The sequence below is a fragment of the Pseudomonas sp. F8002 genome (assembly GCF_013385495.1).
Taxonomy (GTDB): Bacteria; Pseudomonadota; Gammaproteobacteria; order Pseudomonadales; family Pseudomonadaceae; genus Aquipseudomonas.
Window position 1 is genome coordinate 398,225 of sequence record NZ_JACAPW010000002.1, and the last position, 22,371, is coordinate 420,595.

Annotated in this window: 21 protein-coding genes; 10 read left to right on the plus strand and 11 right to left on the minus strand. The window is 60.0% G+C overall.

The genetic code is table 11. The features are described from left to right. Positions 1–13: 13 nt before the first annotated feature. The 5 genes from HX811_RS04225 to HX811_RS04245 all read right to left on the minus strand — a co-directional run bounded on the left by HX811_RS04225 (position 14) and on the right by HX811_RS04245 (position 6,710). Positions 14–1,165 (minus strand): polysaccharide pyruvyl transferase family protein, encoded by a 1,152-nt coding sequence (locus tag HX811_RS04225; RefSeq protein ID WP_177044879.1) that lies wholly within the window; start codon positions 1,163–1,165, stop codon positions 14–16. Continuing rightward, on the minus strand, positions 1,162–2,622 hold the full coding sequence (locus HX811_RS04230) for an oligosaccharide flippase family protein (RefSeq protein ID WP_177044881.1): 1,461 nt from the start codon (positions 2,620–2,622) through the stop codon (positions 1,162–1,164). Before HX811_RS04230 ends, HX811_RS04225 begins: the two co-directional genes overlap by 4 nt. Next, positions 2,619–3,890, minus strand: coding sequence for a DUF6369 family protein (locus HX811_RS04235; protein WP_177045059.1), 1,272 nt, complete (start codon positions 3,888–3,890; stop codon positions 2,619–2,621). Before HX811_RS04235 ends, HX811_RS04230 begins: the two co-directional genes overlap by 4 nt. A gap of 105 nt (positions 3,891–3,995) precedes the next feature. Further along, positions 3,996–6,224: a polysaccharide biosynthesis tyrosine autokinase gene (locus HX811_RS04240; RefSeq protein WP_177044883.1), complete on the minus strand. Its 2,229-nt coding sequence runs from the start codon at positions 6,222–6,224 to the stop codon at positions 3,996–3,998. Positions 6,225–6,269: 45 nt separating this feature from the next. After that, complete coding sequence (locus HX811_RS04245; RefSeq protein WP_032899408.1) at positions 6,270–6,710, minus strand: low molecular weight protein-tyrosine-phosphatase; 441 nt, start codon at positions 6,708–6,710, stop codon at positions 6,270–6,272. A gap of 232 nt (positions 6,711–6,942) precedes the next feature. Between HX811_RS04245 and rfaH the strand changes: the two genes are divergently transcribed. The 3 genes from rfaH to HX811_RS04260 all read left to right on the plus strand — a co-directional run bounded on the left by rfaH (position 6,943) and on the right by HX811_RS04260 (position 8,225). Then, positions 6,943–7,452 (plus strand): transcription/translation regulatory transformer protein RfaH, encoded by a 510-nt coding sequence (gene rfaH, locus HX811_RS04250; protein ID WP_003211330.1) that lies wholly within the window; start codon positions 6,943–6,945, stop codon positions 7,450–7,452. Positions 7,453–7,572: 120 nt separating this feature from the next. Continuing rightward, positions 7,573–7,881: a hypothetical protein gene (locus HX811_RS04255; RefSeq protein ID WP_023658750.1), complete on the plus strand. Its 309-nt coding sequence runs from the start codon at positions 7,573–7,575 to the stop codon at positions 7,879–7,881. Then, positions 7,878–8,225 (plus strand): hypothetical protein, encoded by a 348-nt coding sequence (locus HX811_RS04260; RefSeq protein WP_177008627.1) that lies wholly within the window; start codon positions 7,878–7,880, stop codon positions 8,223–8,225. The genes HX811_RS04255 and HX811_RS04260 overlap by 4 nt, the downstream gene beginning before the upstream one ends. Here the strand turns inward: HX811_RS04260 and HX811_RS04265 are convergent. The 4 genes from HX811_RS04265 to HX811_RS04280 form a co-directional block, all read right to left on the minus strand. Beyond that, on the minus strand, positions 8,177–8,800 hold the full coding sequence (locus HX811_RS04265) for a hypothetical protein (protein ID WP_087694216.1): 624 nt from the start codon (positions 8,798–8,800) through the stop codon (positions 8,177–8,179). The two genes, HX811_RS04260 and HX811_RS04265, sit on opposite strands and share 49 nt — an antisense overlap. A gap of 69 nt (positions 8,801–8,869) precedes the next feature. After that, positions 8,870–9,859 (minus strand): ABC transporter substrate-binding protein, encoded by a 990-nt coding sequence (locus HX811_RS04270; protein ID WP_177044885.1) that lies wholly within the window; start codon positions 9,857–9,859, stop codon positions 8,870–8,872. Further along, positions 9,852–10,619, minus strand: a complete 768-nt coding sequence (locus HX811_RS04275; RefSeq protein WP_008435484.1) for an ABC transporter ATP-binding protein — start codon at positions 10,617–10,619, stop codon at positions 9,852–9,854. The genes HX811_RS04270 and HX811_RS04275 overlap by 8 nt, the downstream gene beginning before the upstream one ends. A 1-nt stretch (position 10,620) precedes the next feature. Beyond that, positions 10,621–11,484, minus strand: coding sequence for an ABC transporter permease (locus HX811_RS04280; protein ID WP_003211316.1), 864 nt, complete (start codon positions 11,482–11,484; stop codon positions 10,621–10,623). Between the two features lie 250 nt (positions 11,485–11,734). Here HX811_RS04280 and HX811_RS04285 point away from each other — a divergent pair, with 250 nt between their 5' ends. From HX811_RS04285 to HX811_RS04300, 4 genes are all read left to right on the plus strand, one after another. Beyond that, positions 11,735–12,823 carry an LLM class flavin-dependent oxidoreductase gene (locus HX811_RS04285; RefSeq protein WP_177044887.1) on the plus strand — a complete coding sequence of 363 codons (1,089 nt, stop codon included), beginning with the start codon at positions 11,735–11,737 and terminating at the stop codon, positions 12,821–12,823. A 118-nt stretch (positions 12,824–12,941) separates the two neighbouring features. Then, positions 12,942–13,451: a sigma-70 family RNA polymerase sigma factor gene (locus HX811_RS04290; RefSeq protein WP_177044889.1), complete on the plus strand. Its 510-nt coding sequence runs from the start codon at positions 12,942–12,944 to the stop codon at positions 13,449–13,451. A gap of 5 nt (positions 13,452–13,456) precedes the next feature. After that, complete coding sequence (locus HX811_RS04295) at positions 13,457–14,446, plus strand: FecR domain-containing protein (RefSeq protein WP_371132356.1); 990 nt, start codon at positions 13,457–13,459, stop codon at positions 14,444–14,446. 117 nt (positions 14,447–14,563) lie between these two features. Further along, positions 14,564–17,029 (plus strand): TonB-dependent receptor, encoded by a 2,466-nt coding sequence (locus HX811_RS04300; protein WP_177044891.1) that lies wholly within the window; start codon positions 14,564–14,566, stop codon positions 17,027–17,029. 41 nt (positions 17,030–17,070) lie between these two features. Here HX811_RS04300 and HX811_RS04305 read toward each other — a convergent pair whose 3' ends face one another. Further along, positions 17,071–17,865 (minus strand): class II aldolase/adducin family protein, encoded by a 795-nt coding sequence (locus HX811_RS04305; protein WP_010171950.1) that lies wholly within the window; start codon positions 17,863–17,865, stop codon positions 17,071–17,073. 107 nt (positions 17,866–17,972) lie between these two features. Next, on the minus strand, positions 17,973–18,878 hold the full coding sequence (locus HX811_RS04310; protein WP_008434597.1) for a LysR family transcriptional regulator: 906 nt from the start codon (positions 18,876–18,878) through the stop codon (positions 17,973–17,975). Positions 18,879–19,098: 220 nt separating this feature from the next. On the opposite strand from HX811_RS04310, the gene HX811_RS04315 reads away from it, so the two are divergent. The 3 genes from HX811_RS04315 to HX811_RS04325 all read left to right on the plus strand — a co-directional run bounded on the left by HX811_RS04315 (position 19,099) and on the right by HX811_RS04325 (position 22,358). Then, complete coding sequence (locus HX811_RS04315) at positions 19,099–19,722, plus strand: cysteine dioxygenase (protein ID WP_177044893.1); 624 nt, start codon at positions 19,099–19,101, stop codon at positions 19,720–19,722. Further along, positions 19,719–21,299: a rhodanese-related sulfurtransferase gene (locus HX811_RS04320; RefSeq protein ID WP_177044895.1), complete on the plus strand. Its 1,581-nt coding sequence runs from the start codon at positions 19,719–19,721 to the stop codon at positions 21,297–21,299. The genes HX811_RS04315 and HX811_RS04320 overlap by 4 nt, the downstream gene beginning before the upstream one ends. A 102-nt stretch (positions 21,300–21,401) precedes the next feature. Beyond that, entirely contained in the window at positions 21,402–22,358 is a 957-nt protein-coding gene (locus HX811_RS04325) for an ABC transporter substrate-binding protein (protein ID WP_177028404.1), read from the plus strand. Positions 22,359–22,371: the final 13 nt, after the last annotated feature.

Genomic DNA, 22,371 nt, shown 5'->3' on the forward strand with positions numbered 1-22,371 from the left:
TTGCCCCTCCACTTTATTTTTCATCGACCCATTTCAAAAAGTCGTCGACCGCTTTTTGCGCAAGGGAAGAACGCTGGGCGATCTCCTGCTTGAGGTGCTCGGCCATTTGCGCCTTGGATTGCCGGAATTCGCTGATGGTGGCCTTGATCACCTCAGGGTCTGGGGTGCTGACCAGCCGGGTGCCCTGCGGCAGCATTTCATGGACTTTTTTCAGCTTGTTTTCGATTTCAACCGCGATGGTGGGAAAGCCCAGGGAAGCCGGCAGCAGTACACCGTGTGCACGGGCGCTGATGATCACGTCGGACTCGACGATCAGTTTCGCCATGAAGGTTTCTGGCGTATCGCCCGCCGCGTCCCAGCACAACCATTCGAACGTGTGGTACTTGTCGATCAGGTGCTGGTCACGTTCCTTGTACAGCGAGACCAGGCGTACCTGCTCGCCACGCTTGGCGAGCTCATCCGCGGCCTGGACCATCGCCTTGATGAACTGTTGCCCGTTCGCGTCATGGGGCCAGTCGCGCAGGATGAAGGACAGGTACTTGCCCTTCCTGAGGCTGCCGACTTCCAGGTCTTTGCTGGAGATCCACAGGTCGGAAAGCAGGCTGGGGTCGGTGTACACCTCGACGTCGGACTTTCCGAAGGCCTTGCAATGCTGCTGGCTGGTACCGTCCCGCACGGAAATGTAGTCACAGCGATTGATCACGCTGACGGCGCGGGTCAGCAGCTTGCCGCCGCCATCGAAGGGGCCCAGGCCAATGCAGAACGCTGCCAGGCGCCGGTGGAAATAGATCCTGTCGACACCACCGCGCAACCCGACATACAAACGCAGAAGCGTGGACTTCAGGTCGGTCTGCGCCTTGATGCTCTTGCACAGCTTCGCCACGATGCCCTTGTTGGCAGTCGCCTCTTTGGCCGGCGGGATGAACGAAAAGAACTGGCCCCCACCGCCCAACACCACCAGGTCAGCCTTGACCGGCTCCTTGATGTGCAGCCACTTGATACGCGGGTTGAAGTTCCTGGCGATCTGCGGATGATCGACACCCACCGCTATATCCGATTCCTTAAAGCGTTTTTTCAGAATATTGATCACGCATAGCATTAATACGTCATCACCCAAATTACCAGGACCGTATGCCCCCCGGATATATACTTTGCTGACATTCATGCTGGGCTTCCATTTTCCACGGGGTCATTAAACACGGCATTCAAGGCAAACGTTGTTGCGAGAATGTAGATAAATATCAGCGCCATGATCATTAATCGATACAGCACACTTTCGACATAGGCGCCTGATATGAAACTGATGAAAGGCAATGTCCACAAGATCAGGATCCTGGGAGATACGAGCAACTCCAGAGGTAATATCTTCTTGTAGACGAAATACGGCAGTCCCAGCAGGAAGTGAATAAACTGCGAACCGATAAATGCCTTGGCAATCCCGATTGCACCTTCTTCCCGAAGCCACAGTGCTCCGGCAATGAATAACACTCCCCATAGAATGTTACTCATCACACTGAACCAGGCCAGGTTCATCACGATCATCTTTCTTGAAATACCGGACTTGAATGCACTGAGCAGCGAACCCAGGATTACCAGGACTAATGTCACTTCAAAATCCCGTCCCAGGAAACTGCTGCCATACAGTTTGGCCAGCAACTCGGGGAACATGATCACCGGCTGTATGATCACCAACACCACCAGCCAGCCCGACAGAAAGTTCAAGGCGTCCAACTTGCGGCTTTTACCGCCCAGCGCGGCGGCCAGCATCGGCACCAGCACAGAGCCCAACACCACGGAAACATGGGAAAAGATCGCGTTCCATTGCATCGCGGCGGCGTACATGCCCAATGCGGCAAGGCCGTTAGTTGTTTCCGCCAGCAACTTGTTGGCGAACCAGTTCATCGGGGCGACCATCAACCCCGTCAGCAATACCGGCAGGCCAACCGACAGCACTGCGTGCTTTTCAGTCATTGCACCTTTGAAACTCAGCGTGGTATTTCGGGCCTTCAAAGTCTTCCAGCAGGCCAGTGCGCTGAAGAACACGATCAGCAATTGAGAACCGGCAAAGCCCAGCAGCGCACCATTGAGTCGCAACTGCTGGGTCAGGAAGTACGTCGCCGGAATCGCGACAATCGCAATGATTCCGTTGATGGTCGCGATTGTCCGGTATTGGCCCCAACCGGTCAGGCAGCCCTGGGTCCATCCCGACAGGATAATCAACGTGATGGTGCTCAATACGATCAGCGATGCAGCGCTGAGGCTGTCTGCCCCCAGGATAACGCTGGAGAAAAAGTGCGGGAAAAACAGCGCTGTCCCGATGATCATCCCGCTGAACACAACCGAGAACAGCAGCGTCAGCGCGATGCCCCTGCCGGTCTTCTCGGGGCAGGTCTCCTTGAACTGCCCGATATGCTTGGCCGTCGCCGTAGTGGTGGCTTGGGCGGCGACGTTGGCAAGCATCACAATCGCGCTCTGGATCAAGCCATACTCGCCAAACGATTGCGCACCCAATACCCGGGCAACCAGGATGCCGGTGATGACCACCGACACTTTGGTGGCCACGGCAGAAACGAAACTCCATGCCGTACTGGACACGAACTTTTTCAACAGTGTGCTGTTCATCCGGCATTCACCTGCAAGGGTGTGGTTATCAGCGGCTGGCCAGGCTTGAGGATCTTTTTGCGTTGCCTGGCGGTGTGTTCGGAACAGACCCGCAGCACAATCGCGCCATACGCGATACCGATGGCGTACGGCTGATAAGGCGTGGCCGAGACAACGAACATCACCCCCAGAAAGATGGCGATCGAAACCGCCACCCGGCTGTTCATGTGCTGGGTAATCGAGGTAATGAACACGTACAGCAAGTACACGCCGATCAGCCCGTACTTAACGAAGTAGGTTAGGTAGGCACTGTCGATATTCGAGTTCTTGTCATCGAGGCCACGGTACTCGAACCAGGGAATCTCGAACGGCGTGCCCGCGCCCAGTCCCACAAAGTAATGCAGCGGGTTCATGCCGCGGATCAACTCCAGCGCCGGGCTGAAGCGCGTGGCCAATTGGGCGGCCATGCCTTCGGACGACAAACCATCATTGATTCGATCAGCCCCGATCATATTGCTGATGCCAATGAACGCCATCAGCACCACCGCCCCGGCCAGGGCAACGCCTATCATGCGGGCCGGCCGGGTGTATTGGTGGATGATGATCGCCGCAAACACCGAGACAAAGATGAAGCGAGAGTTGGCAATGAACAAACAGATGAATGAAGTGGCCAGGCAAATGCTTGCGAGCTTGTTCCTGTGTTCGAACAGCCGTGGGTCTATGAAGTAATAAATCAGATAGGCCACGGCGGCGTACGTACCGCCGTCCAGGTAGCGGTAGGCGTTTTCTTCATAGTAGACGTCTTGAAACTTGTACAAGCCCAAGCGTAACCAGGCAATGTCCAGCACATTGAAGGCGGTCATCGCGATCAATAGCAGGAGCACTGTCTGCAACTTCAGCGTTTTTGCGGCAAGGGTCGCGATGTTCGAGAGCACGATAAATGACAGGATCATTATAAACGGCCGAACATCCTTCAACAGGTACTTGTTCGAGGACTCCAGCAGGCCGCAGGCGAGTAACACCACATACAGCCCGCACCCAAAAAGCAGGCCGCCCGGCACCGTCAATTGTTTCTTCTGTGTAGCCACCTGCCGGATCAGCAGTGCGCCCAGCCCGCCGACGATATAAAAGTCAAAGAAGTAGATACCCTTGAGCGAGATTATTTCGCTGTAGGAGTTACCCGTGGGAATAACAGCCAGCATTATCCCGAACACTACGATTGAGTATTTTGGATTTTTCGCCGCGAGCAAACCCGCTGACAGCGCGATAAGGGATAACAGGTAAAACATGGCTGGGTATTCTTTATGCTGATTTGAATTTGGCACGCTACCGCCCCAGGATTTTTCGTTCATTTCCTGAAAACGTGACCTCTATCCTGCAATTACAGTGGTGAATCAGCTCCGATCAGCCTGGTATTCGTACTGGTAATACCCGTAGTTGCCGTAGCCATATTTGGCCGACGCTTTCTTTTCAACGCCGTTGAAGATCGCGCCCCTGAGCACGATGCCGTTCTGGGCAAATCGGCGCATGGTGTGCTCGATCTCTTTTGCCGGGTTCAAGCCATAGCGGGTGACGATCAGGTTGGTCCCCGATTGCCGTCCCACGATGGCTGCGTCGGTCACGGCCAAGAGCGGTGGCGTATCCAGAATCACCAGGTCATACCGTTCGCTGACCTGCGCCAACAGCTCGGTCAGGTTGCGGTGCATCAGCAGCTCGGAAGGATTCGGCGGTATTTGCCCGCGGCTGATGATGTCGAGGTTTTCAACGCCGGTTTTGTGGATGGCGGATTCAAGGGTGCATTGATTGGAGAGGATGTCGGAAAGCCCATCCTTGGCCGGCACACCCAGCACTTTGTGCAGGTAGCCCCGTCGCATATCCACGTCAATCAACAACACGCGCTGCCCGGTTTGCGCGATGACGGCCGCCAGGTTCACCGAGACAAAGGTTTTACCCACCTCGGGGCTGGGGCCGGAAATCATGATCCGGTTATTCGGCGCCTCGAGCATCGCGAAGTGCAAACTGGTGCGCAAACTGCGCAAGGCCTCCACTGCCAGGTCCGTGGGGTGACTGATGGCCAGCAATGAAGAACCGGCATCGGCACGCCCACGCCCGCGGGTGATTTTGTCTTCTTCGACCTTTTGCAGCGTGCTGTACGGAATCGACGCGTACACCGGCAAGCCCAGTTGCTCGATGGCCTCGGGGCTTTCCAGGCCACGGTTCAGCGCCTTGCGCAGCAGTACCAGCGTCACCGCCAGGAAGCCGCCCAGCAGCGTCGCGATCAGCACGATGAGGATCTTTTTCGGCTTGATCGGCTTGAAGAAATTGACGTCTGCGGTGTCGATCAGGCGCACGTTGCCCACGGTGCCCGCGCGCATCACATCGAGTTCCTGGGACTTGTTGAGCAACTGGGTGTAAATGGCCGTGCCGACCTCGACATCCCGGGTGAGGCTCAGCAGCTCCTGCTGGGTGGAAGGCAGGCTCTCGACCCGGCTCGCCAGGCTCTGCTGCTTGCTGGTCAGCTCGCCGATCTGGGTCAGCAATGCGCGATACGCGGGATGCTGGCGGGTGAACTTGCGGTCCATCTCGGCCTGTTGCAGCTTCAGCTCGGAGATGCTGGTATCGAGGCCCACGATCTGGTCGAGAATCGCCTTGGTTTCCAGGGTGATGTCCACCGACTTGCTGCGGGTCTGGTATTCATTCAAGGCCTTCCCGGCTTTTTCCAGGTCCTTCTTGACCTCCGGCAGTTGCTCCTTGAGAAACGCCAGGCTTTGCGCCGCCTCAGCCGAGGTGCGCTCCACGTTCTGCCGCACGTAGATGGCCGCGATCTGATTGAGGATTTTGATCGCCTGGTCCGGCTCGGTGCTTTCCAGCGCCAGGCCGATCATGCCCGACTCCTTCCCTCGCTCGACCACATCCAGGTTCTCCTGATAGTCGAGGATGCTGGTCAGTCGCGCATTGCGGATCACCCGGAAACGCGTGCCGGGCTTGGCGCGCAGTTCTTCAATCTGGAATGCCACGCCATTTTGCTCGAACGGCTGCCCGGCCTCGCCGGCCGCCAGCACCTGGTCATCTTCATCCACCAGGGTGTAGTGCGCGTTTTCACCCACGGTCAGGGTCAGCTTCTTGCCCAATTGCCCGTCGGGCAGGTCCAGCTTGAAGATCTTCAGCGACTCGCCGCCCCAGGCGAAGCTGTCCAGGCCCAGCAGCGGCTCGGCGATTGCACCGGGGTTGGCCTTCTGGAAGCGGCGCGCCAGGAACTCACCCACCACCGGGAGGTACATCGGCTGTACGACGATATCGAGTTTCAGGTTGTCGACGGTTTTGCCAATCACGTAGCGGGACTGGATCAGCTCGATCTCGGTGGCCGACGGCGACTCCTTGCCCAGCATCCCGCCGATGTCCGAGAAGCCCAGCAAGTCGTTCTTTTTCGCTTCGACCTGCAGCAGGGCATTCGCCTGGTAGACCGGGGTTGCCAGCACCGCATAGGCGGCGCCAGTGACCATAAAGGCACCGGTCACCGCAGCGATCAGCCATTTATGGTCGATCAGTGTTCCAAACAGACCGAGGAGATCAATCTCCCCGTTATCGTCTTCCTGTACGGTGACTGCTGGCGTTTGCTGCATAAGTCGGATTCTTAGCCTTTATTTCGATTCAAAAAGTAGTGGCGATCAGCGTGCGAGACGCTGCGCCCATGCGTTTACAGCTTCTTCGATCAACGCATAAGCGTGCACAAACGCGGCCTTGCCTTGACGGTACGGGTCGCTGATCTCTCGCTCGTTTTGCCATTTGCCCAGCAGCAAGACCTTGCCTCGTGCCTCGGGCGCCATGCTGAGCACGGCATTGATGTGCTGTCGTTCCATGACCAGGATCAGGTCGGCTTCACTGATCGCCTGTGGCGCCAACTGGGTGGCCTGGTGCTTGTCGGCCGGATGACCGTGGGCTTCGAGTACCGCACGGGCGGTGGTTTCAATCGGCTTGCCGACCAACGCGGCAATACCTGCAGAACTGATCTTGATATCGGAGCACGGGAGTGCGCCACGCAAAAGACTTTCCGCGGTGGGACTACGGCAAATATTGCCAATACAGACAATCAACACTCTTTTAAACAAGGCACTATCCCCGGGCCATCCATTACCCCATGAAGCAACCTCTTCAACTTCATTACTTCACGGCAGTATTTATTAACACGTAACCCTTACTTCCCCCAAAATTATCTCCGGACGAAAAATAACAACCACCGCCTTCAACCCGACAATTTATAACATTCATTACTTCGTCACTCCCATCGGCTTTAAATTACAGCCTTGTCACGTATCGCCTTATATAGGAAGAGGAACTCCCATGAGCGCAAATGCCAACAAAGCCTGGTACCTGGTCCAGTGCAAATCCCGGCAGGACGAGCGCGCCGAGGAGCACCTCCAGCGCCAGGGCTATACCTGCTTCCGGTCTACCTATAAACGCGAACGGCTGTTGAAGGGCCAGCGCAGGACCACCCGTGAATCGTTGTTTCCCGGTTATCTGTTTATTCAAATGAGCCAGCAGGACAGCTGGAGCTCACTGCGCTCGACCCGCGGTGTGTCGCGGGTGGTGGCATTCGGCGCGCACCCGTTGCCCATCAGCGACACGCTGGTGGACGAACTCCAGGAGCGCGACCACCAGGCCGTGGTGAGCGCCCTGTTGCAGCCCGGCGAAAGCGTGCGCATCAATGAAGGGCCGTTTGCCGAACTTGAAGCGGTCTTCCTGGCCATGGACGGTGAGGAACGGGTGGTGTTGCTGATGAACTTCCTGCAACGGGAACAACGCATCAACTTGCCATTGGCAGAAATCAGCCGAGTGCAAAGAAGTGACTGATAGCGGCGCTGAACAGACGAGAAATAACATTCAACTTAATAACAGACTAAAAATAACATCCGCTTACTTTTTCACCTCTTGAGAATAAAGTAATACGTGAATTAACAGCGAGGGACGGCCATGAAAAGTTCAAAGCTATTGGTAGAGCGTATCGGCCTGTTTCCTTCTTCGGGAAACATTCACGTCAAGGTTAATAGTTCAACCACCGTTGTAGAACGCATGCAGGTGTTATACGCCGGCCATTCCCTGGACAGTGACGAATCCTGTACCGGGCTTTCAATGGTGTTCGCCGACTGGCGCTTCAAGTTGCAGGTGAGCAATCCCCTGTCCATCTGCCTGTGCGTGGAGAGCCGCGGCGACAGCCACCTGATGCAAATGAAGACGGCCGAACTATTGGCGAATATTTCCTGCACCGAGGAGCGGCCATGAGCATTTATGAGGATCTGAAACGGGCCTACGCCTTGAAAAGGCTGACGAACACGTTTGAAGGTTTCGTGGGCCTGGCACCGCACGAACAACTGCCGGCGGAGCAATATGCGCGCAACACCCGGATCATGTCCCACTGGCTGGATCAGTTGCGCGGCAACTCACCGCAGGACATAACCGACACGCTGTTCAAGCAGATGAAGCGTTCGCAGCGCCGTGGCGATGCCCGGCGCTTCAATTGCCAGACGGTCCTGCTGGAGCTGCTGGTGGAAAGTAACCTGGCCCTGGACCTGGCCACTTACTCGGCGTTCAACTGCATGGAAGAGGCCCGCCAGGAAGGCTCCTGATGGGCCTGGTCGGCACCTGATACGGCCACTGCCACATGGTTGAGCAGCTTCTCGGCGTTGTACTTGGGTGCCATCGCACTTAACAACAGGATCACCATTCCCCCTCCGATTAACGATGGGGAAACCCGCACTTCAACCACCTCAAGGCGCCATAGAAACGCCAGTGCCGCCATGCCGCCCAAAAAGCCACCGGCCAGTGCTTCGTTGAGTGGGTGAATATAGGGTGCCACGCAATAGGCACTGAACCAGCCGGCGATCAACATCCCGGCGATAGCTGCGGGCCAGCGCCACTCGGGGTTGACCCGGCGCGCCACCAGGCTCATCGCCACGGGCACCATCAACGACGTATTCATGGCGTGACCGCTGAGCACCGCAATATCCAGCTGTTGGAGCGCCACGCCCCAGCCCTTGAACAGCAACTTGCTGAACGCCACGATGGAATAGGTGCAGGCGATGGTCATCAGCCACCACTTGACCGCCTGGGGCCGGGAATACCAGAGCCAGACGGCGATCACCACTGCGGCCGGAATCATGACGGTGATACCGCCATATTGCGCCAGTTCTTCCCGTATCAAGTGCTGTTCCCTACCCGCAAGTTTTTCCCGGACCCATGAGACCTCAGGTCCGGGCAAAACACAACGACTTCAGGGCGCGCCAGCCAGCGATTGCGGCGAAAACACCTCGGTATCCGTCAGTTTCCGTACCTCTACCCGGTGCGGGAAAATCTTCCTTTCCACAAACAAATCATCCACCTGCTGCAACGCCTGCACATCCCGCTCCTCTACCGGCAGCAGCGACTCATCACCCCATGTGCGCAGCAACTGTGAAACCTTGAGCGGGATATCGTTGACCGTGGCAAACACCCGTGCGTATTCCTCGGGGTTCTGCTGCGCCCATTCAAAGGCCTTGGCGAACCGCTGCAAAACGTCACGCAACGCCTGGCGCTTGAGCGGGTCGCTGAGCACTTCATCGGACGCGGTAATAAACGTCAGGCCGGTATTGATGCCCTCCCCGCTGATCAGCACCCGCGCGCCCTGCTGTTCGGCGAACGCCTGGTACACCCCGAAGGTCGCCCAGGCTTCGATCTTGCCGGCGTTGAACGCAGGTAATGCATCGGTGGGCAGCACGAAGCCGACGTTGACGTCCTTTTCATCCACGCCGGCATTCGCCAGGGCGCGGATCAGCAGGTACTGGGAAATGCTCCCACGGGCCGACGACACCACCACATTGCGTCCTTTCAGATCGGCCACGCTGTAGATCGGTGAATCGGGCGGCACCAGGATCGCAATGCTGCGCGCCTGACTGCGGCGCACCGCAACGATACGCAGCGGCGTGCCTCCGGTGGCAGCCGCCAGCACCGGCGTATCCCCGGCCGGGCCGAGGTCCACGGCGCCGGCGCGCAAGGCTTCGAACAGCGGCGCGGCGCCCTGGAAGTTGGCCCACTGGACCTTGTAGTCGATGCCATCCAGGGCGTGGGCGGCCTCCACCACCGTGCGCAAGCCCTTGGCCTGGTCACCGAGGATCAGGGTCACACCCGACAGATCCGATGCTGACTTCGGCGCTTCAGCGGCTTTGTCGCAACCGCCCATCAGCAGTGCAGCCGCCAACAGGCAAAGGGTTCTGAATTCAACCATGGGCAAACCGCCTGACGCTGGCGTTCGCAGGCTGGGCGGCCGGGGCGTCCACTTCAACCCCCAACAGGCTCAGCAAGCGCGCGCGAATCGCCTGGAAACCGTCCTGGCCGGTATCCCGTGCACGGGGCAGGTCGATGCGCAGTTGCTCGGCAATCTTGCCCTCCGCCAGCACGATCACGCGGTCGGCCAGCAGGATCGCTTCGTCGACGTCGTGGGTCACCAGCAACACCGCCGGCGTGTGTTTGCGCCAGAGCTCGATGATCAGGCGATGCATCTTGATGCGGGTCAGCGCATCCAGCGCGGCGAAGGGTTCGTCGAGCAACAGCAGCTTGGGCTCGCGCACCAGGCCGCGGGCCAATGCCACGCGCTGGGCCTCGCCGCCGGAGAGGGTCGCCGGGTACGCCTCCAGCCGATGGGCCAGCCCGACTTCCGTCAACGCCTGCACCGCACGGGCCTTGGCGTCGGGAACCCGCAGGCCGAGAATCACGTTTTTCCAGGCGCGCTTCCACGGCATCAGGCGCGGCTCCTGGAATACCGCCGCCCGAGCCTTGGGCACGCGCAACTGGCCGCTGTCGATGCTGTCCAGGCCCGCGAGGCTGCGCAGCAAGGTGGTCTTGCCGGAACCGCTGGCGCCCAGCAACGCAACGAACTCCCCCGGGGCGATATCCAGGTCCAGGCCGTCGATGACCCGCTGCTGGCCGAACTGGCGCACCACATTGCGCAACTGCACCGGTGCTGTTGAAGCTTCGAGAATCGACATGTCAGTTCCTCACAAACGATGGGCGCCAGGCCAGGGCAAAACGTTCCAGGGTGCGGATCAAGCCGTCGATCAGCAGGCCCAGCACGCTATAGATCAACAGGCAGATCACGATCACGTCGGTGCGCATGAAGTCGCGCGCATCACTGGCCAGGTAGCCGATACCGGCGGTGGTGTTGATTTGCTCGACAAACACCAGGGCCAGCCAGGAGATGCCCAGGGAATAGCGCAGGCCGACAAAAAACGAAGGCAACGAGCCCGGCAGGATCACGTGCCAGATCAGCTCGCGACGGTTGAGGCCGAGGGTGTTGGCGGCCTCGATCAGTTTGGGGTCGATGTTGCGGATGCCGGCGAACAGGTTGAGGTACACCGGAAAGGTGGTGCCGGTAACGATAAGTGCGATCTTGGTGAACTCGCCGATGCCAAACCAGAGGATGAACAACGGCACCAGTGCCAGGGAAGGAATGGTGCGCAGCATCTGCATCGGTGAGTCGAGGATTACCTCGCCGCGCTTCGACAGGCCGGTGATCAACGCGGCCACCACCCCGATACTCACGCCGATGCTCAAGCCCAGCAGCGCCCGTTGCAGGGACACCAGCAGGTGCTTGCCCAGCTCTCCGGAGACGATCATTGCCCACAGGGTGCCGCCAATCTGAGACGGCGCGGCGATGATCCGTGCCGGGATCAAGCCCAGCTCGGAGGCCAGTTCCCACAGCAACAGCAACACAATCGGGCTGACCAGCCGTAGCAACACATCGGGGGTGCGCCAGTTGCGCAGCCAGCGCGGAATCAAACGGGATGCAACGCCGGCTTGACCCTCGGCCTTGTCGACGGAAAACGAACTGGCGTTAAGGGACTTTTCAGTCATCGGGCTTCCTTCCTCATCAAGAACACGGCCAGGAGCGCCGCTGCGGTTTCATGCTATTCGCATAAAAAACCTCAGTGAAATTCTATTTGGGAATAACTTAATACGATTAAAATGCGCATTACTGATAACGATCTAAAACTATGATTCTGTATTTTTATAATTAGGATAGAACCAATCGGCATTTTACAGGCCCGGGTGCGGCCCCTATTTTCGATAGCAGCTTTATTCCTGCCCTCAACAAGGACTGACCATGAGCATCGAATTTATCGGCTATATCGGCGGCCACCACGCCTCCGAGATCCACCCTCGCAGCGGCCCGACCTTGCAGCCCGACTACGTGGAGACCGTGGCCCGCGCCCACGAAGAGGCCGGCTTCGACCGCGCGCTGGTGGCCTTCCATTCCAACAGCCCGGACAGTACGTTGATCGCTGCCCATGCGGCCAGCGTGACGAAAAAGCTGCAGTTCCTGATTGCCCACCGGCCCGGCTTCGTCCAACCCACCCTCGCTGCGCGGCAGTTCGCCACGCTGGATGTGTTCAACGGCGGGCGCACCGCGGTGCACATCATCACCGGCGGCGACGACCGTGAACTGCGGGCCGATGGCAGTCATATCGACAAGGATGAGCGTTATGCGCGCACCGACGAGTACTTGAGCGTGGTGCGGCAGGAATGGACCAGTGAAAAGCCCTTCGACCATCACGGCACTTACTACCGGTACGAGGGTGCGTTTTCGACGGTGAAGTCACCACAGCAGCCGCATATACCGTTGTATTTTGGCGGGTCTTCAGCGGCGGCCATTGCGGTGGCGGGCAAGCATGCGGATGTGTATGCGCTGTGGGGTGAGACCTACGAGCAGGTGAAGGAAGTGGTCACCCAGGTGCGGGCTGAGGCGGCCAGGCATGGGCGTACGGTTCGCTTCAGTTTGTCGTTGCGGCCGATTCTGGCAGAGACTGAAGCGCTGGCTTGGGAGCGTGCGGACAGCATCCTGGAGCAGGCGACGGCGTTGGCTGAGAAGAATGGGTTTGTGAGGCGTGAACCGCCGAATGAGGGGTCGCGGCGGCTGTTGGCGGCGGCGGCCCAGGGGTCGCGGTTGGATAAGCGGTTGTGGACCGGGATTGCGGGGTTGCTGGGGGCCCAGGGTAACTCTACATCGCTGGTGGGTACGGCCGATCAAGTGGCCGAGGCGTTGCTGGATTATTACGACCTGGGTATCACGACGTTTTTGATTCGTGGGTTCGATCCGCTCAATGATGCGATCGATTACGGCAAGCGGCTGATTCCGCTGACCCGGCAGTTGGTGGCTGAACGGGAACGCCAGGCGGCGGAAAAAGTCGCCTGAAACCATCTGAAGGAGCTGCCCACGCAGCTCCCGCAGAGAAAATCGCTGATTGCATCCAACCCTCTCGCCACGCTAAAGTTGAGAATAATTATCAATCACTAGCTGGCACCTGCATTCCATGAACAACCGCAGCAGTTTCGAACAGGACGTCGAACACCTCTACCTTGCACACAGTGGGTGGTTGAAAAACTGGTTGCGCAAACGCCTGCACGAAACCGCCGATGCCGATGATCTTGCCCAGGACACATTCGTGCGAATCATCGGTGCGCGGCGTCCGGTCAATGAATTGCGCCAGCCCCTGGCCTACCTTGCCACCATCGCCAACAGCCTGCTGATCAACCGCTGGCGCCGCCAGGCAGTGGAGCGCGCTTACCAACACGTGTTGGCCGAGCAACCACAAGCGCTGGAGATATCGCCGGAAGACAAATACCTGCTGATCGAAACCCTGGTGGAGGTCGATGAACTGCTGCATGGGATGCCCGCCGGCATGCGCGAGATCTTCCTGCTGTCGCAGCTCGACGGGCTGACCTACAAGCAGATCGGCAGCCAGCTGGGCCTGAGTGTGGACAAGGTGCAAAAGTCCATGAGCAAAGCGTTCGCCCTCTGCTATGCCAGCCAGTTCGAGTAAGCGCCGTGTCGGTTCAGGATCATCAGGAACACCCCATCCCCGAATCCGTGCGTGACCAGGCTGTCGCCTGGTTCACCCTGGCGCAATCGGGTGAGATCAGCCCCCAGCAGCAGGAACAGTTGCAACAGTGGCGCCAGGCCGACCCCCAACACGAACGCGCCTGGCAACGCTTCACCACCCTCACCCAACAGTTGCAACGGCGCAGCCAGCAACTGAGCACCCCGCTGGCACGCCAGACCTTGCAACAGACCCGAACCCTGGAGCGTGATCGTCGCCAGGTGCTGAAACTCCTGTTGGGTGCCGGCTTGTTGGGCGGTACCGCCTGGCAGGCCAGTGACAGCTTTTGGGTACAAAGCGCCCTGGCCGATTACCACACCGCAACCGGCGAACGCCGCCACCACACGCTGAGCGACGGCACACAAATCTGGCTTAACACCCGAACGCTGCTGGATGCGCAATACGATACCCAGGAACGCCGCCTGACCCTGCGTCAAGGCGAAGTCGACATCCTCACCGCCAGCGACCCCGCCGGGCGCCCCTTGCTGGTGTACACCGCCGAAGCGCGCCTGCAGCCGTTGGGCACGCGGTTCACCGTACGGCGCGAAAACGATGGGCACGGAACCCTGGTGTCCGTCAGCAGCGGCCGGGTCGCCGCCAGCCTCAAGGCAGGAGGCGAGGCGCTGGTGGTAGACGCCCACTCACAGGCCTGGATCAGCAGCACTCGCGTCTACCCGGCACAACCGGCCAACCTGAACGATACGGCATGGATCGACGGATTCATCGTGGCCGAACGCATGCGCCTGGAGGATTTCGCCCAGGAACTGGCGCGGTATCTGCCAGGCATTTTGCGCTGCGAACCGGCGGTCGCCGACCTGCGACTGAGCGGCTCTTACCCGCTGAACAATCCCGGGCAGATCTTCTCGATGCTTGAACAGAGCCTCCCGGTGAAGGTGCAGCAGCGCACGCGTTATTGGGTCACCCTCACCGCGCGGTGAGCCTGCCATGAAAATAAACTGAAAAAAGCCGCAGGTTTTTCATTCTCGTTTGGCTTATGGGCGACTCCCGCTCATTGCAGTGGCGGGAAAGCCCTCCCCTGACTCCGGAAACCTGCCATGAAAGACCGCTCCGCCCCTCGCCCACGCAGCAGCAATCATCGCTGTGCATCAACCCTCAGCCTGGTCCTGTTCAGCGGCGCGGTACTTGCGCAAAGCGTGCTCGCACCGGTAGCCCTGGCGCAAACGGCAGACAGGCAGATCCACTTCGCAGTCGGCGCAGGGCCGCTGGACCAGGTGTTGGGCCAGTTCGGATTGCAAGCAGCCATTGCGGTGTCCGCCAACGCGAGCCTGACCGCCGGCAAAAAAAGTCCGGGCCTCGAGGGTGCCTACACAGTAGCCCAAGGCTTTGCGAGGATCCTGGCGGGCAGCGGTTACACCGCCGCGCTGCAAACCAACGGCAGCTATGTGCTGGTGCCCGAGGCCGACAGCACTGGTGCCCTGGAGCTCGGCGCCACCAACATCAATGCCACGGGGCTGGGTGCTACCACGGAAAATACCGGCGCCTACGCCACAGGCTCAATGCAGACCGCCACCAAGCTGCCGCTGTCGCTGCGTGAAACGCCGCAATCGGTGACCGTCATCACCCGTCAACGCATGGACGACCAGGGCATGCGCAGCCTCGACGATGTGGTGCAGGCAACCCCAGGGCTGCGCATGTCCGCAGCACGGCCGGCCAACAGTGAGTATTTCTCCCGCGGTTTCCCCATCAACAACCTGATGTTCGACGGATTGCCCACCACCTACAACGCCGACTGGGTCGCCGCTGCCGACATGGCGCCCTACGACCACGTGGAAATCGTGCGCGGCGCCACCGGTCTGATGCAAGGCGCCGGCAACCCGTCCGCGGCGATCAACATGGTGCGCAAGCGACCGACGCGGGAGTTCCAGGCCAGCGTCACTGGCAGCGCCGGCAGCTGGGACAATTACCGCTCCGAGCTGGACGTGTCCGGCCCCCTCAACGACAGCGCCAGCGTGCGTGGACGGTTTGTCGGGGCGTACCAGGACAAGGACAGCTTCCAGGATTACGCCGGCCGCGAACGGGGGGTGTTCTACGGCATCAGCGAGTTCGACCTGAGCGACAGCACCACCCTGACCCTGGGAGCTTCGGATCAGAACGATAACAACAACATCAACTGGGGCGGGTTACCGGTCAACAGCGACGGCAGCCATGCCAACTTTTCCCGCTCAAAGACCTTTGGGTATAGCTGGAGCCACCAGGACATCGACAACAAAACCGTATTTGCCGAGCTGGATCACCGGTTCGACAATGACTGGCGCCTGCACCTGGCCGCGTCAAAGAACTGGTCTGACTTCGCGCTGACCGGTGCCGTACTGGAACACTACGGCGCCTACCAGCAGCGGGTGTTCAACCAGACCCGCAACTACGATCAGTCCACTTATGATGCCTACGCCAGCGGACCATTCAGCCTGTTGGGGCGCCAGCATGAACTGGTCGTGGGTGCCAGCAAGCGCCAACTCAAGACCAGCGGCAAGGGCGGCAACACCTTCATTCCAGTGGCCGACATCATCAACTTCAGCCCCCGCAGCGTACCCAAGCCCAGTGTTCCGGACAGCTACGACCTGAATGAAAAAGTCGACCAGGAAGGCCTCTACATCACCACCCGCTGGAGCATCACCGACCCGCTGAAAGTCATTCTCGGCGCACGCCTGGACTGGTACGACACCACCTCGATCTACAACCAGATCAATGACGGTTACTACACCAACAGCCAATACAAGGTCACCCGCAACCTGACGCGCTACGCGGGCGTGATCTATGAACTGGACGAGCACCACTCGGTCTACGCCAGCTACACCGACATTTTCATGCCGCAAAGCGAGGTCGCCAACGACAACTCGGTGATCAAGCCGATTGAAGGCAAGAACTACGAAATAGGTATCAAGGGTGAATACTTCGGCGGCGCGCTCAATGCCAGTGCCGCGCTCTTCCAGATCGACCAGGAAAACCGCGCGGCCTTGCTCGACAACCAGTCCCAGTGCGCACGCAGCAACGACGGTGTGTACTGCTACGAAGCCGCCGGCAAGGTCCGCAGCCAGGGTATCGACCTGGAACTGATCGGCGCCCTGACCCCTGATTGGCAAGTGGGCGCCGGCTACACCTTCGCCCAGGCCAAGTACCGCAAGGACGCCGATCGCACCAAGGAGGGCCGCCTGTTCGACACCGACCTGCCACGCCATATGTTCAAGTTGAACACCGTGTACACCCTGCCAGGGGAGCTGGATCAGTGGCGTGTCGGCGCCAACCTGTATGGCCAGAGCAGCATGTTCAACAAGGGCAGCAACTCAAGTTTCGGCCCCTACCATATCGAACAGGAGGCCTATGCACTGGTGGGATTGATGGTGGGCTACAAGGTCAATCAACACCTCGATACCCGGCTGAACGTCAACAACCTGTTCGACAAAAAGTACTATCAGGGCATCGCCAGCAACAGCACCTGGAGTCCGTATGACGTGTACGGCGATCCACGCAATTTCACGGTGACCGCCAAGTACAGCTTCTGACCCGACCTGCGGTGAGGGAGCAGCCTCTCTCACCGCATCGATCAGTTCTTGTAATCGGTATCGCTGCGCTCCAGCTGCCGAATCAACGCATTCCAGTGCCGCGCCACCCCCGGCCCATCCCCGCTCTTGAACACTTCTGCCTGCTTCTCCACCTTGGCCACCACCTCCGCCGGCGGAAAGATCAACTCGGCATTCCCCCCCGCCTGCGCCGCAATCTGGATATTGCACGCCCGCTCCAGCCCCTGCAGCTGCTGGAACGCATGCTCCACACTCACCCCCGCCGTCAGCAATCCATGGTTGCGCAGGATCATCACACTCTTGTCCCCCAGGTCCGCCACCAACCGCTCACGCTCATCCAGGTCAAGGGCCACACCTTCATACCCGTGGTACGCAACGCGCCCGGAAAACCCGATGGAATGCTGGGAGATCGGCAACAACCCGTCCTTCTGCGCCGACACCGCAATACCGTCCCGCGTATGCGTATGCAGCACGGCCTGCAAATCGTGGCGAGCCGCATGGATAGCGCTGTGGATCACATAGCCCGCATAGTTGATCCCCAGGCCCGTAGGGTCATCGACAATCGTGCCGTCGATATCCACCTTGACCAGATTCGAAGCGCTGATCTCATCGAACAACAGCCCGTAGGCATTGATCAGGAAATGCTCCTCAGGCCCCGGCACCCGGGCGGAGAAGTGCGTGTAGATGTGGTCGGTCCACTTGTACAAGGCCGCCAGCCGATAGGCCGCCGCAAGTTTAACGCGCACCTCCCACTCTTCCGGGGTAACCCGCTGGCGGACGTTGTTCGAGACACTGGAGATCGAGGTGACGCTGCTCATGGCAAAACTTCCTGGATGGCCTTAAGGACTTCCAGGCAAGCCTAGGGGATGACCAAAAATAATAAAAAGCACATTTTAATCTAAGCTAATTATTATTTTTTTTTATATCACGCCGCATTGCGCACCTTGTGCAACGACGCCGCCACCAGCTTGCCAAACGCGTCCACCGGCCCTTGCAGGTTGCCCAGGAAATGCGGGTAGATCAGCCACAGGTCCATCACCGGCTTGAAGTCCTTCAGGGGCATGGCCGCCAGTTGATCGCGATGGGCACTGCGCTCCAGCAGCGGGCGTGGCACCAGGCCGAGGCCCAGGCCGTCAGCCACCAGGCCCAGTTGCAGCTCGGTGCCGAAGGTCTCCAGGTTGACCCGCAACGCCAGGCCCTGGTCCGACAGGGTGCGTTGCAACCCGGCACGGAAACCGCAGCCATCCGGGTTCAGGATCCAGCCATTCTGGTACACGTCCGCCAGCTTGCAGGGCTTCTTCGGCAGTTGGGCCTTGGCACACACCACCACCAGTTCCATCTTGCCGATGGACTCGCCGACGATGTTGTCCGGGAAGATCTTGCCCGCCGGAAACAGCGCCGCCGCCGCGTCCAGTTCGCCGCGCTCGATCTTGCCCACCAGTTGGCTGCCCCAGCCGGTAGCCACCTGGGCCCGCAGCTCGGGGAATTCACTGCGCAGGTGCTTGAGGGCGTCCAGCAACACCACGTCGCCAATGGTCTGCGGCACCCCTAGGCGCAGCAGGCCGGTGGGCGGCGCGTCGGTGGCCACCAGTTCCCGCAGGGCGTCCATTTCCCGAAGGATCGAACGGCACTGTTCATACACCCGCGTACCGATCAAAGTAGGCTTGAGCGGCTTGGTGTTGCGGTCGAACAACTCCACCCCCAGCGCCTGCTCGAAGTTCTGCACGCGACGGGTAATGGCCGGCTGGGTCAGTTGCAGCGACTCGGCGGCATGGCTGATGGACTGGCAACGAATCACTTCGACAAAGGCATCGATATCGTCAATTTTCATTTGGGCCGCACATAGAGAACAGTCATTAAGATGTGTGAAAAGCATAGTTCCATAAACGGTGGCTGGATAGCCCAACCCCCGGATCGATAACGTCTAACGCTATTCAAACCGGTTCTAAATTACTTTCCGCTATAACCTAATCATTAAAAAATAGCATATTAACTATAAACATTATGCTTAGATAAACCCATCACCACGAACCACCCACGATGGAATTGTCATGACCCAGGCCCGACACCCGGAGAGACTCAGAGCATTCATTGGCGCCCTGGCGGAATTGATCGACGGCAACCCTCGCGAAGGCGACTTGCTGCACCGCGGCGGCAAGCTGCTGGCGCAACTGGTCAGCCACGATGACTGGCTGCCGGACGAGTTTGCCCAACCCGACCCCGAGCGTTATCAGCAATTCCTGCTGCACGCCGATTCGCGGCAGCGCTTCAGCATCGTCAGCTTTGTGTGGGGGCCGGGGCAGACCACGCCGATCCATGACCATCGCGTGTGGGGGCTGATCGGCATGCTGCGCGGTTCCGAGTATTCCCAGGGCTTTGAGCGTAACGCAGAGGGCACACTGGTCGCCGACGGCAAGCGCATCCAGCTGGAACCCGGCCAGGTGGAAGCCGTGTCGCCGAAGATCGGTGACATCCATCAAGTCAGCAATGCCTTCAGTGACCAGGTGTCCATCAGCATTCATGTGTATGGCGCCAACATCGGTGCGGTGCGCCGCGCCGTGTACCAGCCGGACGGCAGCGAGAAACTGTTTATCTCCGGTTATTCCAACGCTTTTCTCCCGAACATCTGGGATTTGTCCAAAGACGCCCTGTCCAAAGAGAGCCCTGCCCCATGACTGTATCGAACCGCAGCTTCGCCCAGATTCGCCAGGCCCTGCTGGACCGTGAAGAAGTCGCCCTTGTGGATGTGCGCGAGGAAGCGCCTTTCGCCGAATCCCACCCGCTGTTCGCCGCGAATATCCCGCTGTCGAAACTGGAACTGGAAGTGTATTCACGCATCCCACGCCGGGATACACAGGTGACGGTGTACGACAATGGCGAAGGCCTGGCACAGATCGCCGCCCAGCGCTTGCAGGCGCTCGGCTATACCGAGGTCAGCCTGCTGGAAGGCGGCCTGGACGGTTGGCGCAGCGCCGGTGGCGAGCTGTTTATCGACGTCAACGTGCCAAGCAAATCCTTTGGCGAGCTGGTGGAAAGCCAGCGCCACACACCGTCGTTGGCGGCTGAAGAAGTGCAGGCATTGCTCGACAGCAACGCCGACGTGGTGGTGCTCGACGCCCGCCGCTTTGATGAATACCAGACCATGAGCATTCCCACCGGCATCAGCGTGCCCGGCGCCGAACTGGTGCTGCGCGCCCGTGAGCTGGCACCGGACCCGGCCACGCGCATTATCGTCAACTGCGCCGGGCGTACCCGCAGCATCATCGGCACCCAGTCGCTGATCAATGCCGGCATCGCCAACCCGGTGTCTGCCCTGCGCAACGGCACCATCGGCTGGACCCTGGCCGGGCAGAAGCTGCAACACGGCCAGGCTCGACGCTTCGCGCCGACCTCGGAAGAACACCGCCAGATCGCCGCCAGGGACGCCCGCCAAGTCGCCGACAAGGCCCGCGTAGGCCGCGCCACCCTCGCCGACCTGCAACGCTGGCAGCAGGAAGCGACGCGCACCACTTACCTGTTCGACGTACGCACCCCGGAAGAATTCGAAGCCGGCCACCTGCCCGGCTCGCGCTCCACACCGGGCGGCCAACTGGTGCAGGAAACCGATCACGTCGCCAGCGTACGCGGCGCCCGGCTGGTACTGGTGGATGACGACGGCGTGCGGGCCAATATGTCTGCGTCCTGGCTCGCACAACTGGGTTGGGAAGTGCATGTGCTGGATGACCTGCAACCTGCGCACTTCAGCGAACCGGGGGCCTGGGTTGCCCCCGTCCCGGCGCCGCAACAGGCCGAACTCATCAGCCCGCACACCCTCGCCGAATGGCAGGTTCATGGCGACACCGCAGTACTGGATTTCACCGCCAGCGCCAACTACGTCAAGCGCCACATTCCCGGTGCCTGGTGGGCGTTGCGCGGGCAGTTGCCCGAAGCCTTGCGCAAGGTGCCTGCTGCCGAACGCTACGTGTTGACCTGTGGCAGCAGCCAGCTGGCGCGCCTCGCGGTGGCGCAAGTCGAAGCGCTGACCGGCAAGCCCGTGTTCCTGCTGCAGGACGGCACTGCCAGCTGGATCGCCGCGCAACTGCCGCTGGAGGAAGGCGAGACCCGCCTCGCTTCACCGCGCATCGACCGCTACCGCCGCCCGTACGAAGGCACCGACAATCCGAAGGAAGCCATGCAGGCCTACCTCGACTGGGAGTTCGGCCTGGTGGACCAGCTGGCCCGCGACGGCACCCACGGGTTTTATGTGATCTGAACACCCCCAGGAGCGAGTCCGCTCGCTCCTCTTCCCACTACCAGCCGACCCCTTCTCCAGGCGGAGGCGACTGAACGCAAGACCTAGCCTGGAGCCCGCCTGATGCGCTTTACCCTTGCCCTTTTACTGGCCGCCCTCACCCTGGGTGCGACTTGCCAGGCCGCCGACCTGCAGCCCCTGCGAGTGGCCAACCAGAAATCCACCATCAAGGCGCTGCTGGAAGTCGCCGGCGAAACCCGGGATGTGCCCTACGAAATCCAGTGGTCCGAGTTCCCCGCCGCCGCACCGCTGGGCGAAGCCCTCAACGCCGGGGCCGTGGACATCGGCGCGCTGGGGGACGCGCCCTACGTGTTCGCCCTCGGTGCCGGAGCACCGCTGAAGGTGGTGAGCATCATCCACGCCGAAGGCCGCAACACTACCGCGCTGATTGTTGCGAAAGATTCCCCGATCCACGATCTTGCCGACCTCAAGGGCAAGCGCATCGTCACCACCCGCGGCTCCATCGGGCACTTCCTGGCGATCAAGGCGCTGCGCAGCGCCGGCCTTTCCACCCACGACGTGCAGTTCATCTTCCTGCTGCCCAGCGAGTCACGGCTGGTGCTGGATAACGGCACCGCCGATGCCTGGTCGACCTGGGACCCCTACACCACCGTGGTCACCAGCCAGAGCCAGGCAAGGGTCCTTGCCAGCGGCAACAACCTGCTGAGCAATCACCTGTACCTCGCCGCCACCAGCAAGGCGATTGCCGACAAGCGCGTGCAGCTGGACGACTTCGTGGCCCGGGTCGACCGCGCCTACCGCTGGAGCAACGATCACCCGCAGGCGTTCGCCGCCGCCATGGCCAAAATCACCGGCTTGCCGCTGGAGGTGCACGTAGCCGTGGCCAACGCCACCCATATGCAACCGGTGGCGATTGACGACTCGGTGATCAGCGGCCTGCAAACCACCGCCGACATCTATCAGGACGAAGGCCTGCTGACCAAACACATCGACGTCTCCCAAGGCTTCGACAAAAGCTTCAACGCCAAACGTGCCCCGCTTACCCAGGCTTCCCGCTAAAAGGAGAGAGAAC